This is a genomic window from Pseudomonas sp. RL_5y_Pfl2_69 (assembly GCF_963970465.1).
Lineage (GTDB): Bacteria > Pseudomonadota > Gammaproteobacteria > Pseudomonadales > Pseudomonadaceae > Aquipseudomonas.
This window is the reverse complement of record NZ_CAXAOU010000002.1, coordinates 494512-517181: the sequence shown is the minus strand read 5'-3', so window position 1 is coordinate 517181 and position 22670 is coordinate 494512. Positions and strand designations below refer to the sequence as shown.

Sequence of the window (22670 nt, the reverse complement as noted above, 5' to 3'; positions counted from 1 at the left end):
TAACACTGTGAGCGAATGGTGGGTGATGACGGGATCGAACCGCCGACCCTCTGCTTGTAAGGCAGATGCTCTCCCAGCTGAGCTAATCACCCTTTCACTCTCGGTGTGGCGCGCATTCTACGTAGCGACCTATAGTCTGGCAAGCACTTTTTAAAATAATTTTTCTAACGGTGACAAAGGCTTAGCGCAGGGTTGGCCTATTAAGGCTATCAAGCGAATAATGCGTCTTTGTATAAAGGAGTGATTCACCCCATGTGGTTCAAAAACCTGCTTATCTATCGCCTGACCCAAGATCTGCCTTTTGATGCGCAGGTGCTGGAAACTGCACTGGCCACCAAATTGGCCCGCCCGTGTTCAAGCCAGGAAGTAGCCACCTACGGTTTCGTTGCCCCGTTCGGCAAAGGCGAAGACGCGCCACTGGTTCACGTCAGCCAGGACTTCCTGCTGATCGCCGCCCGTAAAGAAGAACGTATCCTGCCGAGCAGCGTTGTACGTGATGCTTTGAAGGAGAAGGTCGAAGAGATCGAAGCCGAGCAAATGCGCAAGGTCTACAAGAAGGAGCGCGATCAGCTCAAGGATGAAATCATCCAGGCTTTTCTGCCGCGTGCCTTTATTCGCCGCTCGGCGACCTTTGCCGCCATCGCTCCCAAGCAGGGCCTGATCCTGGTCAACGCTTCAAGCCCAAAACGCGCGGAAGACCTGCTGTCTACCTTGCGTGAAGTGATCGGCTCGCTGCCCGTTCGCCCTCTCGCAGTCAAAATCGCACCTAGCGCCGTTATGACCGAATGGGTCAAGACCCAAAAAGCCGCCGACAACTTCTTCGTCCTCGACGAATGCGAGCTGCGCGATACCCATGAAGACGGCGGCATCATTCGCTGCAAGCGTCAGGACCTGACCAGCGACGAAATCCAGCTGCACTTGAGCACCGGTAAAGTGGTTACCCAACTGTCGCTGGCGTGGCAGGACAAACTGTCGTTCGTGCTGGACGACAAACTGGTGGTCAAACGCCTCAAGTTCGAAGACTTGCTGCAAGACCAGGCTGAACAGGACGGCGGTGACGACGATCTGGGCCAGCAGGACGCCAGCTTCACCTTGATGATGCTGACCTTCGGCGAGTTCTTGCCGCAGCTGTTCGAAGCATTGGGCGGCGAAGAGATTCCACAAGGGATCTAATAGCTCTCCTCCCGTAGCAGCTGCCGAAGGCTGCGAAAAGGGCCGAAGGACCTTCGCTTTCTATAAATGGAAGCGGGGTGTCGCTTCGAAACCATCGCAGCCTGCGGCAGCGACTACAGGTTCAACACAACTATAAAAAGGACCACCATGCGCGCACTTGCTGCTTTAAGCCGCTTTGTCGGTAATACCTTTGCTTACTGGGTGCTGATTTTCGCCGTGCTGGCGTTTCTTGAACCTGCCTGGTTTGTCGGCCTTAAAGGCTACATCGTGCCCCTGTTGGGTGTCGTGATGTTCGGTATGGGGCTGACACTCAAACTCGAAGACTTCGCAGAAGTCGCCCGCCATCCGTGGCGCGTGGCACTGGGCGTGGTCGCTCATTTCGTGATCATGCCCGGCGTGGCGTGGTTGCTCTGCCAAGTGTTCCACTTGCCACCCGAAATCGCCGTTGGCGTGATTCTGGTCGGCTGCTGCCCAAGCGGCACATCGTCCAACGTCATGACCTGGCTGGCACGCGGCGATCTTGCACTGTCTGTTGCGATTGCCGCCGTGACCACCCTCCTCGCACCATTGCTGACCCCGGCGCTCATCTGGTTGCTGGCTTCCGCCTGGTTGCCGGTTTCATTTATGGAGTTGTTCTGGTCGATCCTGCAAGTTGTGCTGCTACCCATTGTGCTGGGGGTACTGGCCCAACGCTTGCTCGGCGCACGGGTGCGCTTTGCCGTCGACGTACTGCCCCTGGTCTCGGTGGTCAGCATCGTGATCATCGTCGCCGCCGTCGTAGCGGCCAGTCAGGCTCAGATCGCCAAGTCAGGATTGCTGATCATGGCCGTGGTCATGCTGCATAACAGCTTCGGCTATTTGCTCGGCTACTTTACCGGTCGTCTGTTCAAGCTGCCGCTGGCCCAGCGTAAATCCCTGGCCCTGGAAGTCGGTATGCAGAACTCCGGGCTGGGCGCGGCACTGGCCAGCGCACACTTCTCACCGCTGGCGGCCGTACCCAGCGCGCTGTTCAGTGTATGGCACAACATTTCGGGGGCGTTGCTGTCGACGTATTTCCGTCGCATGAGCGAGAAAGAAGATCGCCTGGCAGCAGCCAAGGCTGCAACTGAGTGAAATTTCGGGGTTGCCTGACGGATTAATCATGTGCAATATACTGCGCACTGCGAGGACGACCTCGCGACTCATCGAGTGATTATTCTGGGGACGACCCCGTCAGTTGATGGAGATAACCATGTCCTGGATCATTCTGTTTTTCGCCGGCCTGTTTGAAGTTGGCTGGGCCGTCGGCCTGAAATACACCGAAGGCTTTACCCGCCCGCTACCTACAACCCTGACCGTCGGCGCCATGATTATCAGCCTTGGCTTGCTGGGCCTGGCCATGAAAGAACTGCCACTGGGCACTGCCTACGCAATCTGGACGGGTGTAGGCGCAGTCGGTACGGTCATCGCAGGAATCATCCTGTTTGGTGAATCGATGGCGCTGTTCCGACTGGCCAGTGTTGCACTGATCATTGCCGGCCTGGTTGGCCTCAAGATCAGCGCATAACGCAATAAACTGTGGGAGCGGGCTTGCTCGCGATAGCAATCGACGCGGTTTTACTGACAAACCGCAGCGCCTGCATCGCGAGCAAGCCCGCTCCCACATTTGTGTTCCCTATTTGACCGCCCCGCGCAACGCCATCACCCGTTCACGCAACAGTTTTTGCGTGGCGTCACCGGGCGCTATCGGTGCACCGGCAACCAGCGTTACCCGCGACCACAGTCGATGGAAAAACCCCTTGTTCGGGTCGCGACTGAAAAAGCTGCCCCACAACCCCTGCAACGCCATCGGAATCACCGGCACCGGCGTGCGCTCCAGAATGAGCTTCACTCCCGCCTTGAATTCATTGATCTGCCCATCCGTAGTGAGTTTGCCCTCCGGGAAGATGCACACCAGTTCGCCATCGTTCAGATATTGGGCAATCTTGTCGAACGCCTTCTCATAAATAGCTTCGTCTTCAGCACGCCCGGCAATGGGAATCGTGCCTGCAGTGCGGAAGATAAAGTTGAGCACCGGCAGATTGTAGATTTTGTAATACATCACAAAGCGAATTGGACGACGTACCGCCCCGCCTATCAGCAAGGCATCTACAAATGACACATGGTTGCAGACCAACAATGCCGCCCCCTCATCGGGGATCAGTTCCAGATGTTTGTGCTGCACGCGGTACATAGAGTGGCTCAACAGCCAGATCATGAAACGCATGCTGAATTCAGGAACGATTTTGAAAATGTAAGTGTTGACCGCGATATTCATCAACGACACCACGAGAAACAACTCGGGAATCGTCAGCTTGGCCACACTGAGCAACAGGATGGTGACGAGCGCCGACACCACCATAAACAGCGCATTGAGAATGTTGTTGGCGGCAATGACCCGCGCCCGCTCACTTTCCGAGGTGCGCGACTGAATCAGCGCGTACAGCGGCACTATATAGAAACCACCAAACACCCCCAGCCCGAGAATATCGAACAGCACCCACCAGGCCTGGCTGAACCCCAGGACACCCAGCCAATCGTTGGCCTGAATGTTTTGCGGCATCTGCCCCGAATGCCACCACAGCAGCAGACCGAACACTGTCAGGCCAAATGAGCCGAAGGGCACCAGACCAATCTCGACCTTGCGCCCCGACAGTTTCTCGCACAGCAGCGATCCCAGAGCGATGCCCACCGAGAACACCGTGAGGATCAGCGTCACCACGGTCTCATCGCCATACAGCCAGTCTTTGGCATAGGCCGGGATCTGCGTCAGGTAAATCGCACCGACAAACCAGAACCACGAGTTACCCACTACAGAACGCGACACGGCTGGGGTCTGATTTAGCCCCATGCGCAACGTCGCCCATGATTCGCTGAAGATATTCCAGTTCAGCCGCAGTTGTGGTGTATCCGCCGGCGCGGGCGGAATACCGCGGCTGGCCACATAGCCCAGCACCGCCACGGCAATGATCACCCCTGAAACAACCACGGTGTAATTGCTCGACGACAGCATGATCCCGGCCCCTATGGTGCCCGCCAGAATCGACAGAAAAGTGCCCATCTCGACCAGGCCATTCCCCCCGACCAACTCTTCTTCACGTAGGGTTTGCGGCAGGATCGAATACTTCACAGGTCCGAACAGTGCCGAATGTGTGCCCATCGCAAACAGGGCAATCAGCATCAGGACCAGATGATCGAAGGCAAACCCTATGGCCGCGACGATCATGATCGCAATCTCACCCAACTTGATCAGACGAATCAGGCGGTCCTTGGGGTATTTTTCACCGAACTGGCCAGCCAGCGCCGAGAACAGAAAAAACGGCACGATGAAGAGCAGCGCACAGAGGTTGACCCAAATTCCCCGATCACCCTCGATGTTCAACTTATAAAGGATGGCCAGAATCAGGGATTGCTTGAACAGGTTGTCATTGAGAGCGCCCAGGGACTGGGTCACGAAGAAAGGCAGGAAGCGGCGCTTGCTTAGCAAACTGAATTGCGAGGGGTGGCTCATCGTCCATGTACTCACGTTGCGCTGATAGGCTTTCTCTTTGGAGGGCCGTTGTAACACTCAGGACACAACCTTGCTCGGGTTCTGTTTGCGGCTACACCTTTTTCAGCGTTTCCCCACAGAACCCGAGCACACGTTTTACTTCTTCAAGCCTGCAATACACGGCGACACAAATAGCTCACCACGATAAGCGCCTTGCACCGTGCGAGTCCCTACCAGCAGCCACATCAGCGCCAGCGCTACCACCAGCACACAACCGGCCACATCAAAGAAGGTCAGCTGCAACATGCTGCCCAGGCGCAAGGTGGCCAGCGAGTACACCCCCAGCGGGAAGGTAAAGCCCCACCAGCCCAGATTGAACGGGATACCCGAGCGGAAGTAACGAATCGTGATCAGCGCCGCGATAACGATCCACCACAAGCCAACGCCCCACAAAATAACCCCTGAGATCAGCCCCAGACCTTCCGCGATTTCACCGATCCGCGCCAGGCCATGGGCGGCAAAAATCGCCGGAGCATCGGCCCCCAGCAGCAACAGGCCCAGGGCGCCGGTGCCAATGGGCCCCAAAGCCAGCCAGCTGGAAGCCGCCATGCTCTCGTGGGGCAACTTATGCAGCGCCATGCGCAGGATCAAAATGGTCAAAATACTGAACGCCACCGGCACCGAAAATGCCCACAGCACATAGCTGGTAATCAGCACGTGGAACTGCGCGGCGGTATCCGTCAGATAGGGCGCCAACAGCCCGCCACTGGCCGCCGCGACCTCTGCTGCGACTACCGGCAACAGCCAGACAGCGGTCATCTGGTCGATGCTGTGATCCTGGCGGGTAAACATCAGATAAGGGATTAGCACGCCGCAGCCCAGCGCCATGGCCACATCAATCCACCACAGCACCTCGGCCACCTGCACCATCTCGCTGCCCCAGCGCGGCACGCCGAACACCAGAAAGCCGTTAATGATGGTCGCCAGGCCCATAGGGATGGTGCCGAAGAACATCGACACCGTGGAGTGCCCGAAAATACGTCGCGCCTCGTCGAAGTAAAGCATCCAGCGCGCGCCATACAGCACGCTGAACAGAATGAACAAACCGATATTGAACAGCCATAGCCCCTCGGCAAAGGCACGCAGGCCAGGGATATGCACCGGCAACTGGGCCAGGGCCAACGCCAACACCCCCGTCCCCATGGTCGCGGCAAACCAGTTCGGGGTGAACTGGCGGATCACTTCGCGAGGGTGCTGCAAGTGGCTGAATGGCCGAAAACCGGCATTGGCTTTGTTAGGGCAAGTCATGGGTTCCTCCTGTTCCTCAAGTGAGGTAGGACTAGAGTAGAACCAAATCGAATATCTATATAACGGGTAATTTCTCTAACTGTTATCTACTTTACAGATATTGAACGACTTGCACAGTTCAAGGATTCGGACCCGCTATTGCTCCTTGCGACGCGCCAGGCCGGACACGATGACCACAAACAACAGGCTGAACACCCACCCCGCTAAAATTTCAAACCACATGATGAACCGCACAAAGCGTTTGAGAGTAAGGATGCCCAACATTTCCTCGCCAATATTCGCCTTGGGGGTTTCGATCAAGGGCGCCCAGTCCTTCTCTTGATGCAGATCCACCAAGGGGAGCAACAGATCAAGAGAAAACGCTACGGGGCTGAAACCTGTGTACTCCTGGGGCAGAGCGTTGCACAGATACCAATTGCCAGTCCCGGGAGCAGGCTCGAAGGTTTCATCACTGGAAGGCTGACACGTCATATAAGCCTGATTTTGAAAAATCAACGGGTCGCTGGGGGCAAATACCGCGCCTTGGATGGCGGCGTACCAATAAAGTGCGGTAGTGAGAAACCATACCCCTAAAAACCACGGCAGGAGCTGCAAGGGACGATAGCCGTAACCGATCAATTTGCCATAGCTAATATGCAAAGCATTCGCGACGGCCCAATTGAGACCACGACGCACAGGGTTCCACGTGGCAGGGCTCAACCCTATCTGTCCGCATTTTGCACGATGGCGTTCGTATTCAATGCCAATTTCGCGGGACTCTTCTGCACGGCCCATGCTCTCCAGAACATTCTTGAGTTGCAACCATGGCTGCGGTACGAATGCCGTCGGCACACTAGGATTTTCAGTATTTGGACGGGGCGATTTCACCCACTGCTTTTTAAGCCATTTAACACGTTCGCTCACCGACATGGTGTTGTGCACATCCAGAAAGTCATACACAAAACCATTAAGCACCAATTGCTTGCCCCAAGAGCTGGCATCATCGTTAAGCGCGGTAGCATAGGCGCCCGCCAACGAAACTTTATGCACGGTTTTTTTTACTTTCGAAATAATAAGAGCACCTTTTATACAGGCACGATTAGCTCTTAGTTCAGCGATACTCTCAGCCCCACTAAAACTGAGGTCACTCTCAAATTTCGCGGCATGAAAGCTGACAATTCCTTCACAGGAAAAACCACCGCCCAAGTTAGCGGCCCCTGTAACGTGCAAGTTATTACCGGCCAAGGAGAATGGTTGTTTCCCGACAAATCTGGCTCCTGCACAATTCAACTGCCCAAGGATTTCACCGCCATTCAACGACACACACCCTTCGCTGACAAAGCCTTTGTCCATATACAAATTGCCATTCACACGAATTCTGTCCGCGGTGAGCGTTACGCCTTTCTTGCAGGACAGCGTGGCGTTTTGCACGCAGAATTGGGCTTTTACGGTGGCAGCAATAAATGAAACTTCTGCGCAAGACTTGAACCCACCAATCAGGAAGACACCTCTACCGACCTTTATGTTGCCTGCATCCAAAGACTTCTCGTCATTCAAAAACGCTCCGCCCCGGCAGTTGAACTGCCCTCCTACTTCCGCGCCCACCACTCTAACCAGACCCTCGGCCGTGAAACCGTCCGCAAAAAACAAACCACCTTGTATTTTTGCGTCAATGGCCGTCAAGGAATGTGTGGAACTACTCTGGAGAACAGCGCCAGAGAAATCCACACCACCTCTAACCGATATACCATTAAGGTCGACAGGGTGACTGGATTGAATTTTAGTTGCCTTGAAATCACCGCGCACAGACATGCCCCGCGCCTTAAGCCCCTTTAAACGCGACCCCGCCAGGCTCACAGCCTGTTTGAACTGCACATTTGAAAAAACTGTAATTCTCTCAAGCGTAGATGCACCAAGACTGAAAATATAATCGACAGTCGCATACCTTAAGTCGAGAATACCCGTTACATAAGCCTTGCTCAGCCGAACACCATTTTCATGGATCTCAATATCGTCATCAGCCCCCAACAATAAGAAGCGGATAAATTCAGCACGCACTTTATTATCATCGCTCGCCTCTTCAGGGCACTCCGTCTGTCCCTGAGCAACCCCCCCTTTCCTGCACGCGGTCAACAACGCCTGCTCCAGTTTGAATAGCGGCTCAAAATCACTCAATGAACGCCCAACAGCTCTCACACGCACTTCCTTTTATTGGCCCTCCCTGCACACCGCAGGGAGCTTCCTGGATGCTGGGCATTTTAGGTTAGCGGCCAATTGCCATCAAACCTTCACAGCGGCCATACGTCAGACACTGCCTCCTGCGACACCTGACCACGCTCAGACCATGGTCGACACTGACGCGCTCCGAACATCATGCGAGACTAGGTTCCCGCAGCCGGATTGCTCGGGTCTTACACGTTCAGGAGTGTTCATGTCGTTGTCCAGCGGGCTTATCGCCGCCGTCGCCCTCGCCTATATGGCCATCATGTTCGCCATTGCCTTTTACGGTGACCGGCGCAGCAAACCGCTGCCGCCGCGGGTTCGCGCGTGGGTGTATAGCCTGTCGCTGGCCGTGTACTGCACCAGCTGGACCTTCTTCGGCGCCGTTGGTCAGGCTGCCGAACAGCTCTGGGCGTTCTTGCCGATTTACCTGGGACCTGTGCTGCTACTGGTATGCGCGCCCTGGGTACTGCAAAAGATGGTGATGATCAGCAAGCAGGAGAACATCACTTCCATTGCCGACTTTATCGCCGCCCGCTACGGCAAATCCCAGTCGCTGGCGATTGTGGTGGCACTGATCTGCCTGGTGGGAGTGCTGCCTTATATCGCCCTGCAACTCAAAGGTATTGTGCTCGGGGTTAACCTGCTGATCGGGGCTGGCGCCGACGCCACCGGCTCCCGGGTCGAGGACACGGCACTGATCGTGACGCTGGTGCTGGCGCTGTTCACTATCTTGTTTGGCACGCGCAACCTCGACGCCACAGAACACCACCGGGGCATGGTGCTGGCCATTGCCTTTGAGTCGCTGGTCAAACTGTTCGCCTTTCTCGCGGTAGGCGCCTTTGTGACTTATGGCCTGTATGACGGTTTTGACGACCTGTTCAACCAGGCCATGCTAGCGCCGCGACTTGAGCAGTACTGGAAGGAAACCATCAATTGGCCTTCGATGGTGGTCCAGACCGGCGTGGCCATGATGGCGATCATTTGCCTGCCCCGACAGTTCCACGTCACGGTGGTTGAAAACATCGAGCCCCAAGACCTGCAACTGGCCAAATGGGTGTTTCCGGCCTATCTGATTCTCGCAGGCCTGTTCGTGGTGCCGATTGCCCTGGCCGGGCAAATGTTGCTGCCCAGCTCAGTATTGCCTGACTCGTTCGTGATCAGCCTGCCGCTGGCCCAGGCTCACCCGGCACTGGCATTGCTGGCATTTATTGGCGGGGCATCGGCTGCTACCGGCATGGTGATCGTTGCCAGTGTCGCGCTGTCGACCATGGTCTCCAACGACATGCTCCTGCCGTGGCTACTGCGACACAAAAACGCCGAGCGCCCGTTCGAAGTGTTCCGCCACTGGATGCTCTCGGTCCGGCGCGTATCGATTGTGGTGATTCTACTGCTGGCCTATGTCAGCTACCGCTTGCTGGGTTCGACCGCCAGCCTTGCCACCATTGGCCAGATCGCTTTCGCTGCCGTCACTCAACTGGCCCCGGCCATGCTCGGCGCCCTGTACTGGAAGCAAGCCAACCGCCGGGGCGTTTTTGCCGGACTGGCCACAGGCACCTTTATCTGGTTTTACACCCTGGTGCTGCCGATCATCGCCCACAGCTTTGGCTGGCACCTGAGCCACTTCCCGGGGCTGGCGTGGCTGCACAGCAACCCGCTGGGCCTGTCCATCACCCCGCTGACCCAAGGCGTGGTGCTGTCGCTGGCCGGCAACTTCACCCTGTTCGCCTGGGTCTCGGTGCTGTCGCGCACCCGGGTGTCAGAGCACTGGCAGGCCGGGCGTTTTATCGGCCAGGAGTTGAGCAGCCACCCCAGTGGCCGCTCCATGCTCTCGGTACAGGTCAACGACTTGCTCGCCCTCGCGGCACGTTTTGTCGGCGAAGAACGCGCCCACCAGAGCTTTATTCGCTTCGCGTACCGTCAGGGCAAGGGCTTCAACCCCAACCAAAACGCCAACGGCGAGTGGATCGCTCACACTGAACGACTGCTGGCCGGGGTACTTGGCGCGTCATCTACTCGCGCGGTCGTAAAAGCGGCCATTGAAGGCCGGGAAATGCAACTGGAGGACGTGGTACGCATTGCCGATGAAGCTTCGGAAGTGCTGCAGTTCAACCGAGCGCTGCTTCAGGGCGCGATTGAAAACATTACTCAGGGCATCAGCGTGGTCGACCAGTCACTCAAACTGGTGGCCTGGAATCGCCGCTATCTTGAGCTGTTCGACTACCCCGACGGGTTAATCAGCGTAGGCCGCCCGATTGCAGACATCATTCGTCACAATGCAGAACGGGGCCTGTGCGGCCCCGGCGAAGCGGAAGTTCATGTGGCCCGTCGCCTGCACTGGATGCGTCAGGGTCGGGCGCACACGTCTGAACGCCTGTTTCCCAATGGCCGTGTGATTGAACTGATCGGCAACCCCATGCCGGGCGGCGGTTTCGTGATGAGTTTTACCGACATCACCGCGTTCCGCGAAGCCGAACAGGCCCTGACCGAGGCCAATGAGGGCCTGGAGCAAAGGGTGGCCGAGCGAACATTTGAACTGTCGCAGTTGAATCAGGCGCTGACCGAAGCCAAAGGCGTGGCCGAAACTGCCAGCCAGTCCAAAACCCGGTTCCTGGCTGCCGTCAGCCATGACCTGATGCAGCCGATGAACGCCGCACGACTGTTCTCGGCCGCCCTCTCTCATCAGGAAGATGGCTTGAGCGCGGATGCCCAGAAGCTGGTGCAGCATCTGGACAGTTCATTGCGCTCCGCAGAAGACCTGATCAGCGACCTGCTGGACATTTCGCGCCTGGAAAACGGCAAGATCACCCCCGACATCAAGCCTTTCGCCATTAACGATCTGTTTGAAACCCTGGGCAATGAGTTCACCGCCCAGGCACAGGAACAGGGCTTGAACTTCAGAGTTCGCGGCAGCCGTGTACGGATCAACAGCGACATCAAATTACTGCGCCGCATCTTGCAGAACTTTCTGACAAACGCCTTTCGCTACGCCAAAGGTCCTGTGTTGCTGGGCGTACGGCGACGCGGCGGCGAACTGTGCCTTGAGGTGTGGGACCGAGGACCGGGCATCCCGGAAGACAAACTGCAGGTCATTTTTGAAGAGTTCAAACGCCTCGACAGCCACCAGACCCGTGCCGAAAAAGGCCTGGGCCTGGGCCTGGCGATTGCCGACGGCTTGTGCCAGGTGCTCGGCCACACCCTGCAAGTTCGCTCATGGCCCGGTTTTGGCAGCGTGTTCAGCGTCCGCGTACCGATGGCGAAGAGCCAGGCCTCACCGCAGCCCGTCGTCGTTGAGCAGAATGGCCAACCTCTGACAGGCGCCCAGGTGCTGTGTATCGATAATGAAGACAGCATCCTGATCGGCATGCAGAGCCTGCTTACTCGATGGGGCTGCCGTGTCTGGACGGCACGCAACCGCGAAGAGTGCGCGGCACTGCTTAACGAGGGCGTGCGCCCGCAACTGGTGTTGGTTGACTACCACCTGGATGACGGCGAGGTCGGTACAGAACTGATGGGCTGGCTGCGGGCACAATTGGGCGAACCAGTGCCCGGCGTGGTGATCAGTGCCGATGGCCGCCCTGAGATGATTGCCGAGGTGCATGCAGCAGGCCTTGAATACCTGCCCAAGCCGGTAAAGCCTGCGGTTCTGAGAGCATTGCTGAGCAGGCATGTGCCGCTTTGACAGAAAGGGCGCTTGCCTTACTCCGCAGGATGCGCCACGCCATCAGCGTCGGTCATGGCTCGCTCCAGCAAGTCGGCAGGCAAGCTTTTACTGGCCCGTGCGCCCAGCAGCCTGAGCTGCTCGCTGCGACTGACGAGATTGCCTCGCCCTTCAGTCAGCTTGTTTCGTGCTGAACTGTAGGCTTTGTCCAACTGCTGAAGGCGATTGCCTACCTCATCCAGATCCTGAATAAACAATACGAATTTGTCGTACAGCCAACCGGCGCGCTCGGCAATTTCACGGGCATTCTGGCCTTGACGCTCCTGCTTCCAGAGGCTGTCGATCACTCGCAAGGTGGCAAGCAGCGTGGTGGGGCTGACGATCACGATATGACGATCAAAAGCTTCCTGGAATAGGTTCGGCTCGGCTTGCAACGCCGCCGAAAATGCCGCCTCGATCGGTACGAACAACAAGACGAAATCCAGACTGTGGAGCCCTTCCAGGCGCTTGTAGTCTTTGCCGGCCAGCCCCTTTACATGATTGCGCAGCGACATCACGTGCTGCTTGAGTGCTGCCTGCCCAATCACGTCGTCATCTGCAGCTACATATTGTTGATACGCCGTCAGGCTGACCTTGGAGTCGACTACAACCTGTTTGTCACCCGGCAACATGATCAGCACATCTGGCTGGAAACGCTCGCCGTCGGGGCCTTTGAGGCTCACCTGAGTCTGATATTCACGGCCTTTCTCAAGCCCTGCGTGCTCCAGCACCCGCTCCAGAATCAACTCACCCCAGTTACCCTGGGTTTTCTGGCCTTTCAGGGCGCGAGTCAGGTTGGTCGCCTCATCACTCAATCGCAGATTCAGTTGCTGCAAGCGCTCCAGCTCTTTGCCGAGGGAGAAACGCTCTCGCGACTCCTGCTGATAACTCTCTTCAACGCGCTTTTCAAACGACTGGATGCGCTCTTTCAGCGGATCGAGCAGTTGTCCAAGGCGTTCATTACTCGTTTCCGCAAAACGCTGCTCGCGCTCATCGAAGATCTTGCCCGCCAGTTCGGCAAATTGAGCCCGCAGCTCATCGCGTGAACCCTGCAGGTCATTGAGTCGCTGCTGATGGCTGTCTTGCTGCTCGCGCAACTCGGCAGCCAGCGCAGACGCATGGGCATCCAGGCGACGCAGCTCGACTTCTTTTTGATTGCGCTCCAGGTTCCAGGCGTGGGCTGCATCGCGCCCGTTATCGCGCTCAACTTGCAACAACTCGACCTCTCGACGCAGCGCGGCCAGCTCTGCCTGCTTGGCTGCATTGGCCTGCCCAAGATCACTGACCTCATCGCGACAGGCATCCAGTTGGGCACTCAGGCCTTCCTGTGCCAGCTGAGCCGTACTCAAGCGCTCACCGAGCAACGCAAGCTCAGCATGATGACCGCTGGCGCGGCGTTGCAACTGCCAGACAAGCGCCAGCAATGGCACACCTGCTACTGCCAAGCCAAGCAACAGACTGCTCAGATCCAGGGCCATAACCCCTCCACGCGAGGTAAAAGAGCAAGGGTACTCAACAGACGGCACCGAAGACAGTTCAGTCTTCGGTCTTGTTCAATTCCTGCTGTGCCAGACGATCGCCAGCACGGGCGGCCTGACGCAACAATTCATGGCCGATACGCTGATCACGGGCGCTGCCGCATTCACGGCACATCAATTGCCCCAATCGGCTCTGCGCCAGCACGACACCCTGGCGCGCAGGTTGTTTGAGCAAATGTCCGGCAACGTGCTGGATGCTAGGGTTGGCACCCAGACGCGGGTTATCCAGCAACCAGATAGCCACACGCAAAGAAAAGCGCTTGGGGGCATCATTGGAGGTATTTGAGCGAGTAACAGAGGAAGTAGCTGTGCGGAACTTCATACGACACTGTGGGCAGAACAGAAGGCGCGCCACTCTACTCCTTTTTTTCTTTGGGTAAAGTCGAAAAAGGTCTACACCCTTGATCTAGAGCAAGCGCTCGGGACAATCCACAGATCCTGTGGATAAGTCAGTGGACAACCCAAGTTTAACCCCCGCAAAGGCCCACCCTACGGGGCCTCGGGTCAAACTGTCGATTTTTTCACCAATTAAAAAAAACGATGTTTTTCATTGACTTAAATTTACCAGACAGGCTAGGAGGACGAACACACGGGTATCTGCGCTGATTTTGCCCGCAGCACTGCAAATGTGCACAAGTTCACATTCAGAGCAGGAATTCGGGCCTTTTAAGAGCACAACCTGTAGGCCAGCGCACCGCGACAGAGCCATGTTGTGCAGATATTTGGGCAAATATCCAAGCTTTACGCCCCCAGGAAAACGCCCAGAAATGTACTACTACCAAACAAAAACGCTACCTGATCACGCTGCGGCCAGATGATTTATCCCACCTTGAATCAAGGCTACAGAAAGTATTTTTTCTAGCACACTTGCGTTTAACATTTCAAGCCGTTAGTATCCGCAGCGTTAGTACCAAGCTGAAAGTCAATTCGGGCCGAACAAATCCTCCCAGCCACCTTGCGTAAAGCAAAGCAGCGCTGACAAAACGGGATCGACCCCCTAGATGGTTTCCAGGTAAAACTTGCGACGATACGGCCTTTGCACAAACGCACAGGGTATCGCGAAGTTCTTTTACTCTGACCGAACCAACCTGCAAATTGATCAGGATCTTCACCCGGAGCACGGAACCTTAGCTCCAGTTGTGATTGCCTGCCCTCCTAAGTACCTACCTGCCAGCCCAAGCGCCACATAATTAATGCGCTCCAACTGGCGGCTTTGTTCCAGTCAGGTTCTTCGTCCAGCCAAAGAATGGCTCGACGTCACTGGAACGTTTTAACGCAGCACGGATCTGAATCCGTGTCATTTGTAGGAACACCTAATAACTATGTCTACTCAAATCCATACTCAGGATGCCATTCGCACCCTAACCAACGCCTTTGCTCCAATGAACTGCCTGATTATGGCCGCTCGCAAAGGATGCTTCAGCTTCACCCTGGTCAACGAACACGGCATCGCGCGTCACAGCGAGCGCCTGTACCCTGACCAATACTCCAGCGCAGAACCCCTGCAAGCTGTGATCGAGCGTACTCGTCAGGCCCTTATCGCCTGAAAGCTTGAGCGTTACACAACAAGCCCTGCCTGATCCGCAGGGCTTTTTGTTGCCTTCTATTTAAGAAACATTCGGCATCGCTTAAGTCCTTGCGGATATATAGCCAACGACCCGAAGCTTTAAATGTTTTAAAAACAGGCCGTTACAGCAAAGATATGACACTACACTTCAACTTGAGCGGTACGTTCCGCTTCCAGCGAACCCTTTCGATTCACAGCTGCCAAGCCATGGGGTATCGCTGGTCATTTCGGGCCTCGAGGACTTTATGGGTATCGCCGCCAGGGAATTGAGCCATTACGTGATTCGACCAACGCTTCTGTATCTGAGGCAGGACAACCCGGATGCAGAAGCTTTGTTGCTGGGTATTGCAGCCAGCCAGTCAAATTTAGGCTCGGCCCTGCATGATCGTCATGGTCACGGGCTCTACTGCATACGCGAACCTCGCCATGCCGCTTTGTGGGATCAGTACCTGGCCCACGACCCGGACCTGGCGAGCCTGGTGCGTGGACTGGCCAGTCAGCATGCATTCCTGTGCAGCCCTCACCTGGAGCTCACGGTTAATTTGCGGTATGCCACAGCCATTGCCTGGCTACTGATCGAACAGCAAAAAATAGCCATTCCCCCAGCCGATGACCTGCTGGGCATGGCAAGAATTTGGCGCCAAGCCTTTGAACCACATGGACGTTTGCGAGATTTCGCCCATGCTTGGCGTACCTGCGTTTCACCTCTCAACCAAGTGGCTTGAGATTTCCATCACTTGCAATAATCTGCAAAAAGCCTGAAACCGGTCGGATTGTCCTACAAAACATCGCTATCTTCTGCGATTTAGCCTATAGCGCTTCAACAAAAATGTTGGTAGTTTTCGTCCGGTGATCATAAGGAGTTCTAATAATGAAAAAAGTAATGCTCAAGACCACACTTGGCCTCGCTGTCACTTTGGCTTCCAGCCAGATTTTCGCTAGTGGCTTCGCACTTAACGAACAAAGCGTAAGCGGTATGGGGACCGGTTTCGCAGGTCGTTCATCTTCTGCCGACGATGCAAGCACCGTTTTTGGTAACCCTGCCGGTATGTCCCGCCTGAGCGGCCAGCAAGTGACTGGCGGTATCGCCGTGATCGACGCTTCGACCGATATCAAGGATACAAGCGGCAGATATCCTGGCACCAACAAAGGTGACATGGTTCCGTTCACTGGCGTTCCTATGGGTTTCTATACCAATAAGTTGAATGACCAGTGGGCTGTCGGCTTTGGTGTTTACGCACCCTTCGGCCTGGTAACCGACTATGAAGGCGGCTTCCAGGGTCGTGCCTTCGGCAAGAAAAGTGAAGTCAAGGTTGTCACCCTGCAACCTACCGTCAGCTATGCATTTAACGACAGGGTTTCGGTGGGCTTCGGTCCAACCATCAACCGCATTGGCGGTACGCTGGAGTCCGACCTGACCGTACTTAACCCCGCGTTCGGCGACACCAATGTAAAAGTCAAAGGTACCGATACTGCCTTGGGTTTCAACATCGGTGTTCTGGTGCAAGCAACAGACACCACCCGTATTGGTCTTACGTATCACTCCAAAGTTAGCTACAAGCTTGAAGGCCACACTAATGTGACGGCAGGGGCCAATACCCCTTCTACTTTGATGAAAAGCAATCGTTATGACGCGTCACTGTCTATCGACACTCCTGAGTCCTACGACCTGTCCGTCACTCAAGACCTGTCTGATGCCTGGAAAGTCTACGCCGGTTCGACCTGGACCCGCTGGAGCCGCCTGAAAGACATCACCATCAATAACGACGGTGTTAGTCCTGGAGCTTCGGGTGCAGTCGGCTCGCAACTGTTCGGCACCATCAAGGAAGAACAGAACTGGCACGATACCTGGGCATACGCCATTGGTACTTCCTACCAGTTGAACAAGCAGTGGGTAGTTCGTACTGGCCTGACGTGGGACCAGTCGCCTACCAACAACGAAAATCGCTCGCCACGTATTCCTACCGGTGACCGGACGATCTTCAGCCTGGGTGCCGGTTATGCCGTCAACGAGAACCTGACCATTGATGCGGCTTACTCCTACCTGAAGGAAGAGTCGGTCAAGGTTCACGACAAGAACGCACTTAACGAATACAGCGCGAAATATGAAAACAGCGCAAACGGCTTTGCAGTAGGCGCAACCTACAAGTTCTGATTCACTGCGAGGCCAACCGCCTCGCCCGCTGAATCAAAAAAATCCCCGCTCTCGTTACCGAGGCGGGGATTTTTAATGGGTGCGTTTCAGGGCTTTGAAGCAATGGCCTTATCGATCGCCTCTATCAATTCAGGGCTATCGGGCTTGGTCAGGCTGGAGAAGCTGGCAATCACATTGCCCTGACGATCAACTACGTATTTATAGAAGTTCCATTTTGGCGCGCTGCTCTGTTCTGCCAGCACCTTGAACAAGTGTGTCGCATCAGGCCCACGCACATGCTGCGGATCGATCATGGTGAAAGTCACACCGTAATTGACGTAACACACCTTGGCCGTCTCTTCGCCATCTTTGGATTCCTGCTTGAAGTCATCCGACGGCACACCGATCAACTCCAGCCCCTGGCCCTTGTAGCGCTGGTTCAGCGCCTCAAGCCCCTTGAACTGTGGCGCGAAGCCGCAAAAGCTCGCCGTATTGACGATCAACAGTGGTTTACCGGCAAAGCGCTGGCACAGATCAATCGACTCCTTGGCCCGCAATTTAGGCAGCGTGCCTTCCAGCAAGGGTGGACAGTCCGCCGCCCAAACCGTACCGGCGCAGGCTAACAGCAGTACAGGCATCGCAATCCAGCGCTTAAGCATCATCGGTGTCCTTGAAAAAGAGGCAGGCTCAGAACTTACTCACCCGAGGCCACACTAGCAAGCGCCCATGCCCAACTGCATTAACGCCAATCCGCCTTGATGCCAGCCCCACCAGATCAGGGCCAGCAACAACACTCCAGTACTGGCTGCGCCGAGCCATATCCAGGTCGAATTCACCCCATACTCCCCTGCGCCTGCAAACGGGCAACCGGGCGCTCGCGCACCGGCCAGTTCAAGGCCGCCGCCAACAGACTTAACAAGATTGAGACCTGCCAGATCAGATCGTAACTACCTGTCTGATCATAGACCACACCTCCCATCCAGCCGCCCAGGAATGCTCCGAGCTGATGGAACAGAAATACGATCCCGCCCAGCATCGACAAGTTACGCACACCAAACATGGTTGCCACCGTGCCATTGGTCAGCGGCACGGTCGACAGCCACAAAAAGCCCATGACCATGCCAAACAGATACGCACTGAACTGCGTCACTGGCGCCCACAGGAACAACCCGATCACCACCGCCCGGGCCAGGTACAAAGCCGTCAATAAACGGGGCTTGGACATGCGCCCGCCGAGCCAACCGGCGGTGTAGGTACCAAAAATATTGAACAGGCCAATCAGCGCCAGCACCGTCGTACCCACTGTCGCGGGGAGATGCTGATCCACCAGATATGCCGGCAAGTGGATGCCAATGAAGACCACCTGAAAGCCGCAGACAAAAAACCCGAACGCCAATAGCCAGAAGCCCGAGTGCGAACACGCCTCACGCAATGCCTCCTTGAGGGTTTGCTCCCCACCCAGATTGGGTAGCGGCCGATCCTTGAGCATGCTGACCAACGGCACAATCAGCGCCACCAGCACACCCAACACCAACAGCGCGGTCGACCAACCGAGCCAGCCAATCAGCCCCAAAGTACCTGGCAGCATCGCGAACTGGCCAAAAGACCCCGCCGCACTGGCAATCCCCATGCCCATGCTGCGTTTTTCTGCGGGCAAGGCGCGCCCGACAACACCCAGGATTACCGAGAACGAAGTACCGGACAGACCGATCCCGATCAACAGCCCCGCGCTCAATGACAGTGACAGCGGCGAATCCGACAGCCCCATCAGCAGTAGCCCCACCGCATACAACACACCACCGACCATCACCACCCTGGCCGCGCCAAAGCGGTCTGCCAGTGCCCCGGTAAAAGGCTGAGCCAGGCCCCAGATCAGGTTCTGCAAGGCAATAGCAAAGGCAAACACCTCACGCCCCCAGCCAAATTGCGCGCTCATGGGAGGCAGAAACAGCCCGAACCCATGCCTTACGCCCAAAGACAGGGCCAGGATAAGCGCACTGCCAAGAAGGACCCATCCACTGTTGCGCCACACCGATGTCATTGTTGTTCTCCGGGAGCGGGTATATACCCTTTTATAATCGAGCGACTGAACTCTAGTCAGTGCCTGCCAACTCATCCAATAGCTGTAACAGTTGTGCGCGCTTGGCTTCACCCAAACGATCCATCAAGCGCTGCTGAGCATCCTCCCAGGCAGGCAAGGCAGCCTTCAGGCACTCGTCCCCTGCCGGAGTCAGGCAAACCAGACGATTACGCTGATCAGCCCCCTCCATCAGTTTCAACAGACCAGCGCCCTCAAGCACCCGCACGTTACGCCCCAACGTACTGCGATCCAGCCCCATGGCTTCTGCCAAGCTGGAAATGCTGGGTTGATCGAGCCGCTTGAGATTACACAGCAAAGAATACTGGGCGACGTTGATCCCGAAGCCGTCGAGAGCGCCGTCGTAATGCCTGCTCACGCCACGCGCAGCACGTCGCAGATTGGTGCATAAACACTGAGTTGGTAACATTTTGTATGTATATACCCGCAATAAAACAGAATCAAGATTTATCTCGGAGCGATCAACCTTGGTGAATCTGGCAGCAGGTCAGGCAACGATCAACGCCAGACCCACCAGCACCAGCACTTCCAGCAACTCCAGCAGCGCACCGGCGGTATCGCCCGTGATGCCCCCCAGACGGCGCATCACCACCCGGCGCAGCCATACAAACCCCACTGTTGCCAGCACCAGGGCCCATAACCCGGCATACCCGGCCAACACCACACACCCCAGGGCACTGAGCCCCAACACCCACCATCCCGCCCTGCGTGGCAAATGATCGGCCAGCGCCTGACCCAATCCACCGGCCCGCACGTACGGGGTCGTCAGGAATACGGCCAGCAAGGCGCTGCGCCCGATCAACGGCGCGACCAGAAGCACCGCGCTGTTTTGCTGCTCAATCAGTGCGAGCAGCGCGCAGAACTTGAGCAACAACACCAATACCAGCGTCACCACCGCGATCGGTCCGCTGCGGGGGTCTTTCATGATGGTCAGGGTGCGTTCGCGGTCGCCAAAGCCCCCCAGCCAGGCATCTGCACTGTCAGCCAGGCCGTCCAGATGCAGCCCGCCACTGAGCAACACCCATACCGTCAGCAGCAACGCCGCGTGCAACATCAGCGGTGCACCGGCCAGCAGCACACTCAGGCCCCACAACAGCCCGCCAAACAATAAACCCACCAGCGGATAAAACAGCAGGGAGCGCCCCAGCTCCTGAGGCTGCGGCATACCCGGCAAGCGAATCGGCAAGCTGCTTAAAAACTGCAATGCAATCCAGAAAGGCAGCATCACCTGTTGGCCTCGGTGAGCTGCCCATCGGCGTCGACCTGCAGCCCGAACAGTGCGCCGTGGATCACCGGCACTTGCAGCAACTGCTCGCGAGGCAAGCCACGGGCCTGAGCCAGCAGCAATTTCATCACCCCGCCATGGCATACCACCAGCACCCGCTGCCCTACGAAGTCCTGCTGCAAACGGCTGACGGCTGACAGCACCCGCGCCGAGAACTCAAGCACTGGCTCACCGTCGGGTGGGGTAAAGGCGTAGGGGTCGGCCCAGAACAAGCCCAAGGCCTGCTCATCAACCTCCATCAGCGCTGCCGCGCTCTGCCCTTCCCACGCACCAAAATGAAGTTCCTGCAGATCCTTGTCCAAAGACACCGGAAGATCGAGCTGCTCACTCAGTTCTCGGGCAAACAATGCGCAACGTTGCAACGGTGAGCTGACGATACGATCCCACGGCCCCTGGCCTTTCACGGCATCACGCATTTGCGCCCAGCCCATCGCCGTCAAGGCATCGTCGATGCTGCCGCGCAAACCGCCACCCAGCTCAGTCTCGCCATGACGCAGCAAATCGAGCTGCACGGTCATGCCGGACGATCTGCCACGGCGGCTTCGGCAAAGGTCGCCATCTGCCCGTGCAGATCACACGCCAGACGCATCAACGGCACCGCCAACGCAGCACCGCTGCCCTCGCCCAGACGCAGGCCCAGGTCCAGCAACGGCTCGGCCTGCAAGCTTTCCAACACATGGCGATGACCCTGCTCAGCTCCGCGATGACTGAAGATCAGCCACTCGCGGCAGTCAGGATTCATGCGCACCGCGACCATGGCCGCCACGGTGCAGATAAAGCCATCCACCACCGCCACCACGCCTTCCTGCGCGCAGGCCACATAGGCGCCGACCAAGGCGGCAATTTCAAAGCCACCCAGGCGAAACAGTGTCTGCAGCGGATCGTCGAGGTGACCGGCATGCAACGCCAGTGCACGGTCAATCACCTGCGCCTTGTGGCTGACACCGGCGGCATCCAGACCAGTGCCTGGCCCGGTCAATTGCGAGGCAGGGCAATCCAGCAGCGCACTGGCCACGGCACTGGCAGACGCCGTGTTGCCAATGCCCATTTCACCGCCGATAAACACCTCGCTGCCCGCCGCCTGCGCCCGCAACACGCTGTCGCGCCCGGCCTGCAGGGCTTTCAGACCCTGAGCGTCGGACATCGCAGGGCCCGTCGCAAAATTGGCTGTCCCCGCACCCAACTGCAAGTGCCGTACCCCCGCCAGATCCAGCATCGGCGTCACCGTACCCAGGTCCACCACATCCAGTTGCGCGCCCAATTGGCGGGCCAACACGCTGATCGCCGCCCCCCCACTGACAAAGTTGTGCAGCATTTGCCCGGTGACCGCTTGCGGATAAGCCGACACACCTTCGGCGACCACCCCGTGATCACCTGCAAAAATCCCGATCCACAACTGATCGACACGGGGTTTGAGCCGCCCTTGCAAACCGGCCAGCTGCACCGCCAGGGCCTCAAGCTGGCCCAGGGAGCCTGCGGGTTTGGTCAGTTGCTGCTGACGCTCGGCCGCGGCCGCTTGCATGTCACGGTCAACGGGCTTGCAGGGGTTCAGCCACCAAGGGGTGCTCATAGTGCAGTTCCTTTCAACGTCAGGGGCAGGCCCGCCACTGTCAGCACGACTCGCTGACAGCGCTCGGCCAGGGCTTGATGCAACCAACCGGCTTCATCGACATAGCGGCGAGTCAATTCGCCCAGCGGCACGACACCCATTCCGGTTTCGTTGCTGACAAACACAATTTCGCCCGGCAAATCAGCCAGGCATTCCAGCAGCGCATCGCGCTCGGCATTCAGGCGCTGCAGGTCTTCAAGCATCAGCAGGTTGGTCAGCCACAGGGTCAGGCAGTCCACCAACAGGCAAGTATCGGCGCGAGCGTTGTCACGCAGCACGCGGGCCAGTTCAATCGGCTCTTCGATAAGCGCCCAATGTTCTGGACGGCGCTCGCGATGATGGCGCACGCGCTCGTTCATCTCACCGTCCAGCGGCTGACTGGTGGCTATGTAGGTGACGGCACAGCCGGACTCGGCCGCCAGCTTTTCAGCCAGACGACTTTTACCCGAGCGGGCACCGCCCAGAATCAGTTGCAGCATGGTGTTAAACCTCTAGCGGCCATTGACGCCATCGCGGGCAAGCCCGGCTCCCACAGAATGAGTGCAACCCTG

At 57.1% G+C, this 22670-nt stretch carries 20 protein-coding genes and 1 tRNA gene; 7 read left to right on the top strand and 14 right to left on the bottom strand.

Annotation, left to right across the window (positions count from 1 at the left end):
* Window positions 1-16: 16 nt before the first annotated feature.
* A tRNA-Val gene (locus AACY07_RS05650) sits at window positions 17-92 on the bottom strand.
* A gap of 160 nt (window positions 93-252) precedes the next feature.
* Here AACY07_RS05650 and rdgC point away from each other — a divergent pair.
* From rdgC to sugE, 3 genes are all read left to right on the top strand, one after another.
* Window positions 253-1173: a recombination-associated protein RdgC gene (rdgC, locus tag AACY07_RS05645; protein ID WP_095037579.1), complete on the top strand. Its 921-nt coding sequence runs from the start codon at window positions 253-255 to the stop codon at window positions 1171-1173.
* 147 nt (window positions 1174-1320) lie between these two features.
* A complete protein-coding gene (locus tag AACY07_RS05640; protein WP_133075722.1) occupies window positions 1321-2286 on the top strand; it encodes a bile acid:sodium symporter family protein in 966 nt (321 codons plus the stop codon).
* A gap of 118 nt (window positions 2287-2404) precedes the next feature.
* The gene (gene sugE, locus AACY07_RS05635) at window positions 2405-2719 is read left to right on the top strand and encodes a quaternary ammonium compound efflux SMR transporter SugE (protein ID WP_133075723.1); all 315 of its coding nucleotides are present in this window, start codon (window positions 2405-2407) and stop codon (window positions 2717-2719) included.
* Window positions 2720-2827: 108 nt separating this feature from the next.
* On the opposite strand, the gene AACY07_RS05630 is transcribed toward sugE, so the two are convergent.
* From AACY07_RS05630 to AACY07_RS05620, 3 genes are all read right to left on the bottom strand, one after another.
* The gene (locus tag AACY07_RS05630; RefSeq protein ID WP_339473816.1) at window positions 2828-4702 is read right to left on the bottom strand and encodes an MFS transporter; all 1875 of its coding nucleotides are present in this window, start codon (window positions 4700-4702) and stop codon (window positions 2828-2830) included.
* Window positions 4703-4837: 135 nt separating this feature from the next.
* Window positions 4838-5989: a TDT family transporter gene (locus tag AACY07_RS05625; RefSeq protein ID WP_326425639.1), complete on the bottom strand. Its 1152-nt coding sequence runs from the start codon at window positions 5987-5989 to the stop codon at window positions 4838-4840.
* Between the two features lie 135 nt (window positions 5990-6124).
* Window positions 6125-8164: a hypothetical protein gene (locus AACY07_RS05620; protein ID WP_339473814.1), complete on the bottom strand. Its 2040-nt coding sequence runs from the start codon at window positions 8162-8164 to the stop codon at window positions 6125-6127.
* Window positions 8165-8399: 235 nt separating this feature from the next.
* On the opposite strand from AACY07_RS05620, the gene AACY07_RS05615 reads away from it, so the two are divergent.
* Window positions 8400-11870, top strand: coding sequence for a hybrid sensor histidine kinase/response regulator (locus AACY07_RS05615; RefSeq protein WP_339473813.1), 3471 nt, complete (start codon window positions 8400-8402; stop codon window positions 11868-11870).
* A 17-nt stretch (window positions 11871-11887) separates the two neighbouring features.
* Here AACY07_RS05615 and rmuC read toward each other — a convergent pair whose 3' ends face one another.
* Both rmuC and AACY07_RS05605 read right to left on the bottom strand, forming a co-directional pair.
* Window positions 11888-13252 (bottom strand): DNA recombination protein RmuC, encoded by a 1365-nt coding sequence (gene rmuC, locus AACY07_RS05610; RefSeq protein WP_339473931.1) that lies wholly within the window; start codon window positions 13250-13252, stop codon window positions 11888-11890.
* A gap of 172 nt (window positions 13253-13424) precedes the next feature.
* A complete protein-coding gene (locus tag AACY07_RS05605; RefSeq protein ID WP_133075728.1) occupies window positions 13425-13748 on the bottom strand; it encodes a sel1 repeat family protein in 324 nt (107 codons plus the stop codon).
* Window positions 13749-14748: 1000 nt separating this feature from the next.
* Here AACY07_RS05605 and AACY07_RS05600 point away from each other — a divergent pair.
* The 3 genes from AACY07_RS05600 to AACY07_RS05590 all read left to right on the top strand — a co-directional run bounded on the left by AACY07_RS05600 (window position 14749) and on the right by AACY07_RS05590 (window position 17148).
* The gene (locus AACY07_RS05600; protein ID WP_019407963.1) at window positions 14749-14973 is read left to right on the top strand and encodes a hypothetical protein; all 225 of its coding nucleotides are present in this window, start codon (window positions 14749-14751) and stop codon (window positions 14971-14973) included.
* Window positions 14974-15238: 265 nt separating this feature from the next.
* Window positions 15239-15718 (top strand): hypothetical protein, encoded by a 480-nt coding sequence (locus AACY07_RS05595; protein WP_339473811.1) that lies wholly within the window; start codon window positions 15239-15241, stop codon window positions 15716-15718.
* Window positions 15719-15864: 146 nt separating this feature from the next.
* Window positions 15865-17148, top strand: coding sequence for an OmpP1/FadL family transporter (locus tag AACY07_RS05590; RefSeq protein WP_339473809.1), 1284 nt, complete (start codon window positions 15865-15867; stop codon window positions 17146-17148).
* A gap of 86 nt (window positions 17149-17234) precedes the next feature.
* On the opposite strand, the gene AACY07_RS05585 is transcribed toward AACY07_RS05590, so the two are convergent.
* From AACY07_RS05585 to cobU, 8 genes are all read right to left on the bottom strand, one after another.
* Complete coding sequence (locus AACY07_RS05585; protein WP_219260710.1) at window positions 17235-17786, bottom strand: glutathione peroxidase; 552 nt, start codon at window positions 17784-17786, stop codon at window positions 17235-17237.
* A gap of 54 nt (window positions 17787-17840) precedes the next feature.
* A complete protein-coding gene (locus AACY07_RS05580) occupies window positions 17841-17963 on the bottom strand; it encodes a hypothetical protein (RefSeq protein ID WP_257622754.1) in 123 nt (40 codons plus the stop codon).
* A complete protein-coding gene (locus AACY07_RS05575; RefSeq protein WP_445261353.1) occupies window positions 17960-19168 on the bottom strand; it encodes an MFS transporter in 1209 nt (402 codons plus the stop codon). The genes AACY07_RS05580 and AACY07_RS05575 overlap by 4 nt, the downstream gene beginning before the upstream one ends.
* Before the next feature lie 52 nt (window positions 19169-19220).
* Window positions 19221-19634 carry a MarR family winged helix-turn-helix transcriptional regulator gene (locus AACY07_RS05570; protein ID WP_133075733.1) on the bottom strand — a complete coding sequence of 138 codons (414 nt, stop codon included), beginning with the start codon at window positions 19632-19634 and terminating at the stop codon, window positions 19221-19223.
* Between the two features lie 78 nt (window positions 19635-19712).
* Window positions 19713-20450: an adenosylcobinamide-GDP ribazoletransferase gene (locus tag AACY07_RS05565; RefSeq protein WP_339473806.1), complete on the bottom strand. Its 738-nt coding sequence runs from the start codon at window positions 20448-20450 to the stop codon at window positions 19713-19715.
* A complete protein-coding gene (gene cobC / locus AACY07_RS05560) occupies window positions 20450-21028 on the bottom strand; it encodes an alpha-ribazole phosphatase family protein (protein ID WP_339473804.1) in 579 nt (192 codons plus the stop codon). The genes AACY07_RS05565 and cobC overlap by 1 nt, the downstream gene beginning before the upstream one ends.
* Window positions 21025-22080 carry a nicotinate-nucleotide--dimethylbenzimidazole phosphoribosyltransferase gene (gene cobT, locus AACY07_RS05555; RefSeq protein WP_339473802.1) on the bottom strand — a complete coding sequence of 352 codons (1056 nt, stop codon included), beginning with the start codon at window positions 22078-22080 and terminating at the stop codon, window positions 21025-21027. Before cobT ends, cobC begins: the two co-directional genes overlap by 4 nt.
* Window positions 22077-22598 (bottom strand): bifunctional adenosylcobinamide kinase/adenosylcobinamide-phosphate guanylyltransferase, encoded by a 522-nt coding sequence (gene cobU, locus AACY07_RS05550; RefSeq protein ID WP_133075737.1) that lies wholly within the window; start codon window positions 22596-22598, stop codon window positions 22077-22079. The genes cobT and cobU overlap by 4 nt, the downstream gene beginning before the upstream one ends.
* Window positions 22599-22670: the final 72 nt, after the last annotated feature.

Bases quoted from the DNA above. Each gene is read 5' to 3' on its own strand.
- AACY07_RS05590 (WP_339473809.1), top strand. From the start codon at position 15,865: ATGAAAAAAGTAATGCTCAAGACCACACTTGGCCTCGCTGTCACTTTG.
- cobC (WP_339473804.1), bottom strand. From the start codon at position 21,028: ATGACCGTGCAGCTCGATTTGCTGCGTCATGGCGAGACTGAGCTGGGT.
- AACY07_RS05570 (WP_133075733.1), bottom strand. From the start codon at position 19,634: ATGTTACCAACTCAGTGTTTATGCACCAATCTGCGACGTGCTGCGCGT.
- sugE (WP_133075723.1), top strand. From the start codon at position 2,405: ATGTCCTGGATCATTCTGTTTTTCGCCGGCCTGTTTGAAGTTGGCTGG.
- AACY07_RS05605 (WP_133075728.1), bottom strand. From the start codon at position 13,748: ATGAAGTTCCGCACAGCTACTTCCTCTGTTACTCGCTCAAATACCTCC.
- AACY07_RS05575 (WP_445261353.1), bottom strand. From the start codon at position 19,168: ATGACATCGGTGTGGCGCAACAGTGGATGGGTCCTTCTTGGCAGTGCG.
- rdgC (WP_095037579.1), top strand. From the start codon at position 253: ATGTGGTTCAAAAACCTGCTTATCTATCGCCTGACCCAAGATCTGCCT.
- AACY07_RS05595 (WP_339473811.1), top strand. From the start codon at position 15,239: ATGGGTATCGCCGCCAGGGAATTGAGCCATTACGTGATTCGACCAACG.
- AACY07_RS05585 (WP_219260710.1), bottom strand. From the start codon at position 17,786: ATGCTTAAGCGCTGGATTGCGATGCCTGTACTGCTGTTAGCCTGCGCC.
- AACY07_RS05565 (WP_339473806.1), bottom strand. From the start codon at position 20,450: ATGCTGCCTTTCTGGATTGCATTGCAGTTTTTAAGCAGCTTGCCGATT.
- AACY07_RS05615 (WP_339473813.1), top strand. From the start codon at position 8,400: ATGTCGTTGTCCAGCGGGCTTATCGCCGCCGTCGCCCTCGCCTATATG.
- AACY07_RS05630 (WP_339473816.1), bottom strand. From the start codon at position 4,702: ATGAGCCACCCCTCGCAATTCAGTTTGCTAAGCAAGCGCCGCTTCCTG.
- AACY07_RS05625 (WP_326425639.1), bottom strand. From the start codon at position 5,989: ATGACTTGCCCTAACAAAGCCAATGCCGGTTTTCGGCCATTCAGCCAC.
- cobT (WP_339473802.1), bottom strand. From the start codon at position 22,080: ATGAGCACCCCTTGGTGGCTGAACCCCTGCAAGCCCGTTGACCGTGAC.
- AACY07_RS05600 (WP_019407963.1), top strand. From the start codon at position 14,749: ATGTCTACTCAAATCCATACTCAGGATGCCATTCGCACCCTAACCAAC.
- AACY07_RS05640 (WP_133075722.1), top strand. From the start codon at position 1,321: ATGCGCGCACTTGCTGCTTTAAGCCGCTTTGTCGGTAATACCTTTGCT.
- cobU (WP_133075737.1), bottom strand. From the start codon at position 22,598: ATGCTGCAACTGATTCTGGGCGGTGCCCGCTCGGGTAAAAGTCGTCTG.